10 protein-coding genes are annotated in these 11240 nt (G+C 65.3%); 2 read left to right on the forward strand and 8 right to left on the reverse strand.

Annotated elements, in window-relative coordinates:
• Positions 1 to 347: 347 nt before the first annotated feature.
• Together DFQ59_RS10565 and DFQ59_RS10570 are read right to left on the reverse strand one after the other, a co-directional pair.
• The gene (locus DFQ59_RS10565; protein ID WP_170142126.1) at positions 348 to 725 is read right to left on the reverse strand and encodes a GIY-YIG nuclease family protein; all 378 of its coding nucleotides are present in this window, start codon (positions 723 to 725) and stop codon (positions 348 to 350) included.
• Positions 726 to 754: 29 nt separating this feature from the next.
• A complete protein-coding gene (locus DFQ59_RS10570) occupies positions 755 to 1051 on the reverse strand; it encodes a segregation and condensation protein A (protein ID WP_114279674.1) in 297 nt (98 codons plus the stop codon).
• Between the two features lie 274 nt (positions 1052 to 1325).
• Between DFQ59_RS10570 and infA the strand changes: the two genes are divergently transcribed.
• Positions 1326 to 1544 (forward strand): translation initiation factor IF-1, encoded by a 219-nt coding sequence (infA, locus tag DFQ59_RS10575; RefSeq protein ID WP_114279675.1) that lies wholly within the window; start codon positions 1326 to 1328, stop codon positions 1542 to 1544.
• 252 nt (positions 1545 to 1796) lie between these two features.
• Here the strand turns inward: infA and clpA are convergent, their stop codons facing one another.
• The 3 genes from clpA to icd all read right to left on the reverse strand — a co-directional run bounded on the left by clpA (position 1797) and on the right by icd (position 5947).
• Positions 1797 to 4049 carry an ATP-dependent Clp protease ATP-binding subunit ClpA gene (gene clpA / locus DFQ59_RS10580; RefSeq protein ID WP_114279676.1) on the reverse strand — a complete coding sequence of 751 codons (2253 nt, stop codon included), beginning with the start codon at positions 4047 to 4049 and terminating at the stop codon, positions 1797 to 1799.
• A 24-nt stretch (positions 4050 to 4073) separates the two neighbouring features.
• A complete protein-coding gene (gene clpS, locus DFQ59_RS10585) occupies positions 4074 to 4394 on the reverse strand; it encodes an ATP-dependent Clp protease adapter ClpS (RefSeq protein WP_114279677.1) in 321 nt (106 codons plus the stop codon).
• Positions 4395 to 4690: 296 nt separating this feature from the next.
• Entirely contained in the window at positions 4691 to 5947 is a 1257-nt protein-coding gene (icd, locus tag DFQ59_RS10590; protein WP_114279678.1) for an NADP-dependent isocitrate dehydrogenase, read from the reverse strand.
• A gap of 60 nt (positions 5948 to 6007) precedes the next feature.
• Between icd and DFQ59_RS10595 the strand changes: the two genes are divergently transcribed.
• A complete protein-coding gene (locus tag DFQ59_RS10595) occupies positions 6008 to 6700 on the forward strand; it encodes a pseudouridine synthase (protein WP_114279679.1) in 693 nt (230 codons plus the stop codon).
• On the opposite strand, the gene moaE is transcribed toward DFQ59_RS10595, so the two are convergent.
• From moaE to DFQ59_RS19845, 3 genes are all read right to left on the reverse strand, one after another.
• Positions 6588 to 7052: a molybdopterin synthase catalytic subunit MoaE gene (moaE, locus tag DFQ59_RS10600; protein ID WP_114279680.1), complete on the reverse strand. Its 465-nt coding sequence runs from the start codon at positions 7050 to 7052 to the stop codon at positions 6588 to 6590. The genes DFQ59_RS10595 and moaE overlap by 113 nt on opposite strands.
• Positions 7053 to 7456: 404 nt before the next feature.
• Positions 7457 to 8791: a TolC family outer membrane protein gene (locus tag DFQ59_RS10605; RefSeq protein ID WP_114279681.1), complete on the reverse strand. Its 1335-nt coding sequence runs from the start codon at positions 8789 to 8791 to the stop codon at positions 7457 to 7459.
• Positions 8792 to 9201: 410 nt separating this feature from the next.
• The coding region (locus DFQ59_RS19845; protein ID WP_281268248.1) for a beta strand repeat-containing protein at positions 9202 to 11240 on the reverse strand (2039 nt) is incomplete at its 5' end.

The raw sequence follows: 11240 nt of genomic DNA on the forward strand, positions 1-11240 counted from the left end.
GTTGAGGGATGAGAGCCGTCGTCGGTGCCGGCCCGGAGGACGGAAGGGGCATTATAGGGAGCCCGCCCGGCCAATTCCAGCCCGTCAGACCAGCTCGGAAACCATCCCATACGCCCAATCAAGCGGCTGTTTCAAAAGATAAATACAACCATCCACCACAGAGAGCCGGAGAACAGGCAGGGTTGTGACGTTTCCCATCACCGACCCTTCAGATCGGGTTCATGAGACGAACAGAACGATATCCATCCATGGTTTTCTCCATGAGCTCCGTGTCTCCGTGGTGAACGAGCAGGCTGCCACGAATCCACATGCACCGGCAGTCTGCAGTTGAACCGTTTATCAGCGATTCATGCGGGAGGCTTGCGGGATCCAGGCGGGAGGTAGACCAGGTGGGCCGGGCAACCGCTGCGACAATCGCTGGCGCCGAAACCGGGTACGGGCACCTGCGCTGCCGGCGCGCGGAGGGTTTCACGCAGCAGCGCGTGCTCGTCGGCGCCCGGGTGGGTCTCCACCCGCTCCAGGCGGAAGTCCGGATGCATGAGCAGCGCATCCACGTGCCAGTGATACCGGCCCTCCCCCGACTCGGCCAGCCTGCGGTGCCGCGCCACCCGCTGGGCGAGATTGCGCCGCGCACTGCCCACATATACATACCAGCCCGGGGCCAGGTCCCAATCACCCAGGGCTCCGGCACGGATGCGAGCCGGGCAACGGAGTACCAGAAACAACCGATAGGCGCCGCTGTTCTCCACCCGCCCTAGTCGGTGTCCTCGCCGCGCTTGCGCAGGGAAGCCGAGTTGATCCGCACCACCGTGGTGTCGGCCGGTTTCTGATCCACGTAGTGGGGACGCTCGTTGCGCCCCAGCCCCAGGGCCTCGGCCAGTTCCGCCTCGCGCGCCGCGATGAGGCTGAGACAGTCCCGCACTCCTTCCAGGGTGGTCTCGGAAAGGGTGTGGCGCATGCCGGGCTGTGGCGTGGTGTCGCGGATGACGCTCGCCAGCACCTTGCGCATCATGCGCATGATGCGCTGTTCCTGGGTGAGTTCCTCGCTCATGCTTCTCTCCTGTCAGGGTGCGGGGCGTACCGCCCCGTCGTGATCGTGGCGCCAGTGTAACCCGGATGGTCCGCCGCGTATCGGTGCCAGCTTCCGGGTGGGGCCTGCTGCCCAGAGCGGGGCCTGCTGCATCGGCGGGGTGGATGCTTTGCGAAGTCTGGCGTTTTGGTGCATGATAAGCGGCTTAAATTCGGGTGAATCACTGAATCACGGCTTCAAGTGAGTCATCGAAGCGAACATCTGGTCATGAACGAAGCGGGAGGTCGCTCACTGCATGGCGAAGGAAGACCATATCGAGATGGAAGGCACGGTCATCGAGACCCTGCCCAACACCATGTTCCGGGTCGAGCTGGAAAATGGACACATCGTCACGGCCCACATTTCCGGCAAGATGCGCAAGCACTACATCCGCATCCTGACCGGTGACAAGGTCACCGTTCAGCTCACGCCCTACGACCTGTCCAAGGGTCGCATCACCTTCCGTACCCGCTGAGGCTCCCCCCGCCGCGCAGCGGCCGTCCATGCCCTGATTCTCCGCCGGCCCGGCTCCCGTCCGCAGCGCCAGTGCCCGTCCCGCGCACCGGTGCCTGCCCATCCCCGGCGCATCCGGGCTCGTCCCCGCCCGCATCGAAAACGGCGCCCCGATGGGCGTCCGCAGATCTCATGCGTTGGGGACTGGGCCTGCGATCCGTGCGCCGGTCCGCCGCCCCGGGCGACCGCCGGTGAGGGATGGCCTTACGGACGCTCAGCTCTTCGCCTCGAGCTCGAATTCCAGCTCGTCGTCGCGCGCCGTTACGTTCACGCGCCCGCCGTGGGCGAGCTTGCCGAACAGCAGCTCCTCGGCCAGCGGGCGCTTGATGCGCTCCTGGATGAGGCGGGCCATGGGGCGGGCGCCCATCTGTGCGTCGTAACCGTGCTCCGCCAGCCATTCCCGGGCGCTCTCGTCCACTTCCAGCGACACCCCCTTCTCCTCCAGCTGCAGCTCCAGCTCGGAGATGAACTTGTCCACCACGTGGGCGATGACCACCGGCGACAGGGATTCGAACTGGATGATGGCATCCAGACGGTTGCGGAACTCCGGCGTGAAGCTGCGGCGGATCACCTCCATCGCGTCGGTACTGTGATCCTGGCTGGTGAAGCCGATGGAGGGGCGCGCGGCCAGCTCCGCCCCGGCGTTGGTGGTCATCACCAGGACCACGTTGCGGAAGTCGGCCTGGCGGCCGTTGTTGTCCGTCAGGGTGCCGTGGTCCATCACCTGCAGCAGCAGGTTGAACACGTCCGGGTGGGCCTTCTCCACCTCGTCCAGCAGCAGCACCGCATGGGGATGCTTGGTGATGGCCTCGGTGAGCAGTCCGCCCTGGTCGTAGCCGACGTAACCGGGGGGCGCGCCGATGAGACGGGAGACGGTATGCCGCTCCATGTACTCGGACATGTCGAAGCGGATGAGCTCGATGCCCATGATCCGGGCCAGCTGCCGCGTCACCTCGGTCTTGCCCACGCCGGTGGGGCCGGCGAACAGGAACGACCCGATGGGCTTGTCCGGGTTACCCAGCCCGGCGCGGGACATCTTGATGGCCGAGCCGAGGGTCTCGATGGCCGTGTCCTGGCCGAACACCGCGAGCTTGAGATCCCGCTCCAGGGTGCGCAGGGCGTCCTTGTCCGAGGCGGAGACGTTCTTGGGCGGAATCCGCGCCATGCTCGCCACCACCTGCTCCACATCGCCCACGGTGATGGTCCGCCGGCGCCGTGACGGGGGCAGCAGCCGCTGGCGGGCACCCACCTCGTCGATGACGTCGATGGCCTTGTCCGGCAGGTGCCGATCATTGATGTAGCGATCCGCCAGTTCGGCCGCCGCGCGCAGGGCCCGCGGCGCGTACTTCACCTGGTGGTGCTCCTCGAACCGGCTCTTCAGGCCACGCAGGATCTGCACCGTCTCTTCAACCGACGGCTCGGTGATGTCGATCTTCTGGAACCGCCGCGCCAGGGCCCGGTCCTTCTCGAAGACGCCCCGGTACTCCTGGTAGGTGGTGGCGCCGATGCACTTGAGCTGGCCCGAGGCGAGCATGGGCTTGATCAGGTTGGAGGCGTCCATGACGCCGCCGGAGGCCGCGCCGGCCCCGATGATGGTGTGAATCTCGTCGATGAACAGGATTGAGCCGGGCTCGTTCTCGAGCTGATGCAGGACCGCCTTGAGGCGTTTCTCGAAATCGCCCCGGTACTTGGTGCCGGCCAGCAGCGCACCCAGGTCGAGGGCGTAGATGGTGCTCTCCGACAGCACCTCGGGCACCTGGTCGTCGACGATCATCCGCGCGAGCCCTTCGGCGATGGCGGTTTTGCCCACCCCGGCCTCGCCGACGTAGAGCGGGTTGTTCTTGCGCCGCCGGCACAGTACCTGGATGGTGCGTTCCACCTCGCGGGCCCGGCCGATGAGCGGGTCAATGAGACCCCGCCGGGCGCTCTCGTTGAGGTTGGTGGCGTAGGTCTCCAGCGGACTCTTGCCCGGAACGGCCTGGGTCTGCTCCTCATCCTGCAGCGACTCGGGATCGAGCGGCTGCTCCTCCTCCACCTTCGAGATGCCGTGGGCCACGTAGTTGAGCACGTCCAGCCGGTTGATGTCCTGCTCCCGCAGCAGGTAGACGGCGTGGGACTCCTGCTCGCTGAACAGCGCCACGAGCAGGTTGGCGCCGGTCACCTCCTTCTTGCCGCTGGACTGGATGTGGAAGACCGCCCGCTGCAGCACCCGCTGGAAGCCGAGCGTGGGCTGGGTCTCGCCCTCCACGGCGCTGGCGGGAAAGACGGGGGTGGTCTCCTCGACGAACTGGACCAGTTCCCGGCGCAGCCGCTCCAGGTTGGCGCCACAGGCGCGCAGCACCTCCGCGGCGCTGGGATTGTCCAGCAGCGCCAGCAGCAGATGCTCCACGGTGATGTACTCGTGGCGCTTCTGGGCGGCCTCCCTGAAGGCCGTGTTGAGGGTGAACTCCAGTTCCTGGCTGAGCATGGTCTCGCTCCCGTCGTGCGCGCCTCAGGCCGCTTCCATGGTACAGAGCAGCGGGTGCTGATGGTTGCGCGAATAATCGTTCACCTGCGTCACCTTGGTTTCGGCGATGTCGCGGGTATAGATGCCGCACACGCCCTTGCCCTGGGTGTGGACCTGCAGCATGACCCGGGTGGCCGTCTCCCGATCCATGTTGAAGAACTGCTGCAGAATGTCCACCACGAACTCCATGGGCGTGAAATCATCGTTCAGAAGCACCACCTTGTATCTGGGCGGTCGCTTGAGCTTGGGCTTGGCCTCCTGTGTCGCCAGGCCGTCATCGTGCTGGTGCTTGTCGGTGTCGCTCATCGTTCCACTGTCTGCGATCCGTTCCCGGAATGATATGCACACCCTTCCGGGTGCTTCCCACGAGTTATTAGACCAGAAATGCACGCGCAAGTTGAAGTGCCCGGGCAGTGGGGGAATTGGTAGTAAAAATATGTGGTTATAACATTGACGGAAGGAGAACCTGCGGGCCGGGGCGTCCCTGCCGCAATCGGGGTGCGGACCTCGGCGCGACGTTCCCGGGGCGCCGGATCCTGCCCGGGCGGAGTCGTGCCTGGAGCGGGCGGCGGGGCCCGACGGGCCCCGCCGCCGGTGCAGGTCTACATCTTGCCGATCATGGCGTCACCGAACTGCGAGCAGGAGAGCAGGGTCGCGCCATCCATCAGGCGCTCGAAATCATAGGTCACGGTCTTGGCGGCGATGGCCCCTTCCATGCCCTTGACGATGAGGTCGGCGGCTTCGACCCAGCCCAGGTGGCGCAGCATCATCTCCGCGGAGAGGATCAGCGATCCGGGGTTCACCTTGTCCTGGCCGGCGTACTTGGGCGCCGTGCCGTGGGTCGCCTCGAACATGGCCACGCTGTCGGAGAGGTTGGCCCCCGGCGCGATGCCGATGCCGCCCACCTGCGCGGCAAGGGCGTCGGAGATGTAGTCGCCGTTCAGGTTCAGGGTGGCGATGACATCGTACTCGTCCGGGCGCAGCAGGATCTGCTGCAGGAAGGCGTCCGCGATCACGTCCTTCACCACGATACCGGCGCCGGTCTTCGGGTTCTTCAGCACATGCCAGGGACCGCCGTCCAGGGGCTGGGCGCCGAACTCGTCCCGGGCCAGCTCGTAGCCCCACTCCTTGAACGCGCCCTCGGTGAACTTCATGATATTGCCCTTGTGCACCAGGGTCATGGACGGGCGGTTGTTGTCGATGGCGTACTGGATGGCCTTGCGCACCAGGCGCCGCGTCCCCTCGCGGGAGACCGGCTTGATGCCGATGCCGGAGCTCTCCGGGAAGCGGATTTTCTTCACTCCCATCTGCTTCTGGAGGAAATCCACCACCTGCTTCACCTCCGGTGTGCCCGCGGCCCACTCGATGCCCGCGTAGATGTCCTCGGAGTTCTCCCGGAAGATGACCATGTCGGTCTTCTCGGGCTCCTTCACGGGGCTCGGGGTACCGTCGAAGTAGCGGACCGGGCGCAGGCAGACGTAGAGATCGAGCTCCTGGCGCAGGGCCACGTTGAGGGAGCGGATGCCACCGCCGACCGGGGTGGTCAGGGGGCCCTTGATGGAGACGACGAAGTCGCGCACCGCCTCCATGGTCTCCGCGGGCAGCCAGGTGTTCTCGCCATAGACCTTGTTGGCCTTCTCACCGGCGAAAACCTCCATCCAGGCGATGCCGCGCTCCCCGCCGTAGGCCTTCTCCACCGCCGCGTCCACCACCTTGCGCATCACCGGGGTGATGTCCACACCAATGCCGTCACCCTCGATGAACGGGATGATGGGGCGCGCCGGAACGCTCAGGGAGTAGTCACTGTTGACCGTGATTCTTTCGCCCTCGGCGGGGACGGTGATATGTTGGAAGGCCATAAACGCTCCTTAAGTGGTCCATAAAACCGGCTGATTATATCATCAACGCATAGCGTGGCGATGCCGGAGCTCCCCCACAGACGTGGGACGATTGTCCATACATCCCTTATGAAAATCATCCTCTTCAACAAGCCCTACGGCATGCTCAGCCAGTTCACCGACTCCGCCGGCCGGGACACCCTGGCGCCTGCGGTGCCCGTACCGGGCGTCTACCCGGCCGGCCGCCTGGATCGGGACAGCGAGGGCCTGCTGCTGCTGACCGACGACGGGGAGCTTCAGCACCGCATCAGCGATCCCCGCCACAAGCTGGAGAAGCGCTACTGGGTGCAGGTGGAGGGCGAGCCCGACGATGCGGCGCTGGATCGGCTGCGGCGCGGGGTGGAGCTGTCAGACGGGAAGACCCGCCCGGCGCGGGTGCGATTGATTCCCGAACCGGAACTGTGGCCCCGTGATCCGCCCATCCGCTTCCGGGCCAGCATCCCCACCCGCTGGCTGGAGATCGCCATCCGGGAAGGCAGGAACCGCCAGGTGCGGCGCATGACCGCGGCGGTGGGTCATCCCACCCTGCGGCTGGTCCGGGTGGCCATCGGACCGTGGCGGCTGGAGGGGCTGGAACCGGGCCAGTGGCGCGAGGAACCCCTCACCGGGTCGATCGCCAGCGCCCTGCCGCCTCCGCGTCGCTCTCGCGGGCATCGACCCAGCGCGAGCCGGCCCCGGTCTCCTCGCGTTTCCAGAACGGGGCGCGGGTCTTGAGGTAGTCCATGATGAACTCGCAGGCGGCGAAGGCATCGCCCCGGTGGGCGCTGGCCACCGCCACCAGCACGATGGGATCGGTGGGCTGCAGGGCGCCCACCCGGTGGATCACCGTGACATCGAGGATGTCCCAGCGCCCGCGCGCCTGCGCGACGATGCCCTCGAGGGCCTTCTCGGTCATGCCCGGGTAGTGCTCCAGGGTCATGGCGTGGACGCCATCGCCCTCGTTCACGTCCCGGACCAGCCCCACGAACGCCGCCACCGCACCCACCGCCGGATTGTCCCGGCTGAGAGCGGCCACCTCGGCACCCACGTCGAATGTCTCCTGCTGAACCCGGATCACCACCGTCATCCCCTGCAGCGTGTCCCTTGTTGGAGGCTATGCCAAAGCCCCCCACCGGGCAAGCCCCGCCCGGGTCGGCGATTGGTTCACCGTAACAGAACGGTCTCACCACGAAGGCACGAAGGGCACGAAGAAAAGACAAAGACGGTTTAACCGCAGATTGACGTTGATTTGCGTTTATTGTTGCGAGCTTGCAGGAAAGGCCCTGCTGAAGCGGGGCAACTTGTTCACGCCAGCGGACGCCGCCTGCAAGCGGCTTTCGATGTCTCAAGCAAAATCAACGTTAATCAGCGTTAATCTGTGGTTGATTGCCTTTATGACTTTCTTCGTGTCCTTCGCGCCTTCGTGGTGAAAGGACACCACAAAAAAACGCCGCGGCCGGAGCCGCGGCGTTTTCTGTGAGGCCGGACCGGTTACTCGGCGCTGGTGTTGGCGGCCAGCGGGATGGATTCGGCCGGCGGCTCGATCTGCAGGGTCTCGAAGAAGGTCCCCATGCCCACCAGCAGACGGTACTGGGCGAACAGGTTGGTGTAGTCGGCAGTCACGAAGGCGCGGCTCGCCTCGAACACCTCGTTCTCGGTGTCCAGGACGTCCAGCAGGGTACGCTGGCCGATGTTGAACTGCTTCGTGTAGGCCTCGCGGGTACGCTTGGTGGCGTCGACGTGCTTCTGCAGGTAGTCCCGCTGCTCCTTGGTGGACTGGTAGGAGGTCCAGGACAGGCGCAGGCTCTCCTCCACCTGGCGCTGGGTGTTGTTGCTGATCTCCTTGGCCTCGTTGATGAGGTGGGCGGTCTGCTGCTTGCGGGCGGTGTCGGCGCCGCCGTTGAAGAGGTTCCAGCGCATGCGCAGCATGGCGGTGAAATCCTCGTCATCACCTTCGCGCCCGTCCCAGTCCTCGTTCCAGGTCCGGCCCACCTCGATGTCGAAGCGGGGGTAGAAGGCATGCTTGGAGGCCTCGTGCTGGGCCAGCGCGGCGTCCACGTCGGAGAGCGATGACTTCAGGGTCGGGTGGTTGTTCAGGCCCGAGGAGATGGCCTGCTCCACGGTGCTGGGCAGGACGGCCTCGGCGCCCGCCGGACGCTCCAGCGCCTCGGGGGGGGCGCCCACCACCCGGATGTAGGCGGCTTCGGCCTCCTGCACGTTGTTGCGGGCGGCCACCACGTTGGCCTCGGCCCGGGCCAGGCGGCCCTCCACCTGGTCGAGGTCGGCGGTGCGGCCCACGCCCGATTCGCTGCGCAGCCTGATCTGGTCGTGGATACGCTGATGGGCCGCCAGGTTGTCCTCGGCGAGCTTCAGCAGATCCTGCTGGCGCAGCAGTTCGAGATAGGCCTCGGCGGTGCGCAGGCCCGTGTTCTGGGCGGTGCCGGCCACGTTGTAGGCCGCCGAGTTGACCCGCGCCTCCTGGCGCTGCACCTCGCTGCGGGTGGCGAATCCATCGAACACCATCTGGCGCAGGTTGACGGCGACCTCCTTGCGGGTCAGCCACTTGTCGTCAGGCGCGGTATTGGCGTTGTCGCTCCACTCCCGTCCGATGCCAGCGCTCACGTCCACCTTCGGGAAGTAGCCGGCGCGGGCCTGCTTGATCTCCTCGTCGCGGGAGAGACGTTCGTTGGTGGTGGTCAGAATCTGTGGGTTGGTGGCCAGGGTCTGCTGGATGGCCTCTTCCAGGGTGACGGCCTGGGCCGAGGCGGCAGCGGTCAGGCCGAGGGTAGCCATCACGACTGCAAGTGTGCGCGGTTTGAACTCCATCTCTTTATCTCCGGTCTGTCTTGCGAACTGGAAAGCGAGGCGTGACAGAGGTTGTTTTCTGTACCGCTCTCTTTTTTTTTGCGCTATGCGGCAAACTATCAACAACATAGCCCATCATGGACGACATTTCTACGCCCGGCGGATGGATATAACAAGACCCCCGCACCTGCGGACCGACAAGCATGCGTTTTTACCCGAACCGGCGGGAAAAGGGCCTATCGGAGTCCGGGCTTCATCAAGACTCCATGCCGGCCACCGTCAACACTGCCCGGTTCTTCAGGCCGGGCGTCCTGTAGGGCGGCGCGGGGCCGGGAGATGTGGAAATTCTCCCGCCGCGGATAACATCTGAGGGCGGATGGCCTAAGCCATCCGCCCTCCCGAAGGGTCCTTCCTGTCGGTCAGATCACCGTTCAGATGACGCTAACCTGCGTGCCATCTTCCACCAGCAGTGTCGCACCATTGGCGGCGGTGTAGGTCACGAAGCCGTTCACATCCGGAACCCCGCTGGTGCTCCACCCATCGGCATTGCCGGAGGTGAGGCCGATATCCAGATAATCACCCGGGTTCCCCATGACATGCAGCACGTTGTTGCCATCCGTGAAATTCAGCACATCAGCGGCGCTGAGCTTCACGGTCGTCCCCACGCTCGCCAGGGAATCCGCGTCATCCGTGATGAGAATGCCCTCGATGTTATGAATGGAGGTCTTTCCCGTCAGGTCAACCGTGGAGTTCGCCGTTGGATTCCCATCGATGCGCAGCAGATCGATACCGGCGCCGCCGTCGATGACAGTGTCGACTGCGTCGTACACCAGGATGTCGTTGCCGCCATTGCCGTACACCTGATCGGCGCCCCCACCCCCGTTCAGGAAGTCGATGCCGGCACCGCCGTTGAGGGTGTCGGCGCCACCCGCGCCATAGAGGTAGTTGATCACCGAGGCACTCGGATCCGAAAGCGTGTCTCCCCCGGAAGTGCCGTCGGTCGAGAGCACCGGCGGCTGTACCAGATTAGTGCCCGGCTCCGGATCGATCGCCGCGGTGATGGCGAAGTGCTTGTGGCCACCCACATCCGTTCCCTGGGGATCGAGCTGGGTGTTCTTGTCGATGATGGTGACCCCTTCCAGGCTGAAGTCCGTCACGATGGTCTTCGTTCCGGCCGAGGCCTCAAGCGACACCGCGTAAGTGTTGTCGGGATTGATGTCGAAGCCCACATCCTGGTTCAGGTTGCCCTCCTGGCCCTGTGCGTCGAGCAGGATGTACTTCGAGTAGGACTTGAAGGGATTATTCTCCTCGACGAAGGTCAGGATGGTCTGCTGGACGGTGACATTGGAGTTGGTTATCAGCGACCCGTTCAGGAAGTTGGCCTGACTGCTGTCGGTGATGGTTCCAACGCCGAGGGTGTCACCGGCACTGGCGCCGCTGATGTTGCTCAGCGACACGTCCACCGTCTCGTCCGGCTCGCTGTACGGCGGGTCGTTGTTGATGGTCTGCACGTACACCGTCTGCGAGGTGTCGCCCGGGTTGAACGTCACCGAGGTGATCTCGGTGGTCAGGCCCGCGTCGGCGTAGAACTTCGTCACATAGTCGGTGCCATCGGCCGTACCGCCGCTGAACGCGAGGTCCGCCGTCACCGCCTGGTCGCTCGCCCCGTTCAGGCTCACCGTGTAGGCCAGCACGCCGCCCTCTTCCACCGGACCGGCATCACTGATGTTGATGGTCGGCAGCGTGCCGTCGGTCAGCGTGCCGGTGGCGTTCACGTCACCCGCGTTCGCACCGCTGATGTTGCTCAGCGACACGTCCACCGTCTCGTTCACCTCGTTGTACGGCGGGTCGTTGTTGAACGTCTTCACGTACACCGTCTGCGAGGTGTCGCCCGGGTTGAACGTCACCGAGGTGATCTCGGTGGTCAGGCCCGCATCGGCGTAGAACTTCACCTCGTAGTCGCTGCCACCCGTGGCCGTGCCGCTGCCCGCGAACCCCAGGTCCGCCGTCACCGCCTGGTCGCTCGCCCCGTTCAGGCTCACCACGTAGGCCAGCGTCGTGCCTTCCGACACCGTCCCGGCATCGGCGATGCTGATGGTCGGCAGCGTGCCGTCGGTCAGCGTGCCGGTGGCGTTCACGTCACCCGCGTTCGCGCCGCTGATGTTGCTCAGCGACACGTCCACCGTCTCGTTCACCTCGTTGTACGGCGGGTCGTTGTTGAACGTCTTCACGTACACCGTCTGCGAGGTGTCGCCCGGGTTGAACGTCACCGAGGTGATCTCGGTGGTCAGGCCCGCATCGGCGTAGAACTTCACCTCGTAGTCGCTGCCACCCGTGGCCGTGCCAGTCCCCGCGAACCCCAGGTCCGCCGTCACCGCCTGGTCGCTCGCCCCGTTCAGGCTCACCACGTAGGCCAGCGTCGTGCCTTCCGACACCGTCCCGGCATCGGCGATGCTGATGGTCGGCAGGT

Origin of the sequence: Thioalbus denitrificans, from assembly GCF_003337735.1 — a bacterium.
Classification (GTDB): Bacteria; Pseudomonadota; Gammaproteobacteria; order DSM-26407; family DSM-26407; genus Thioalbus; species Thioalbus denitrificans.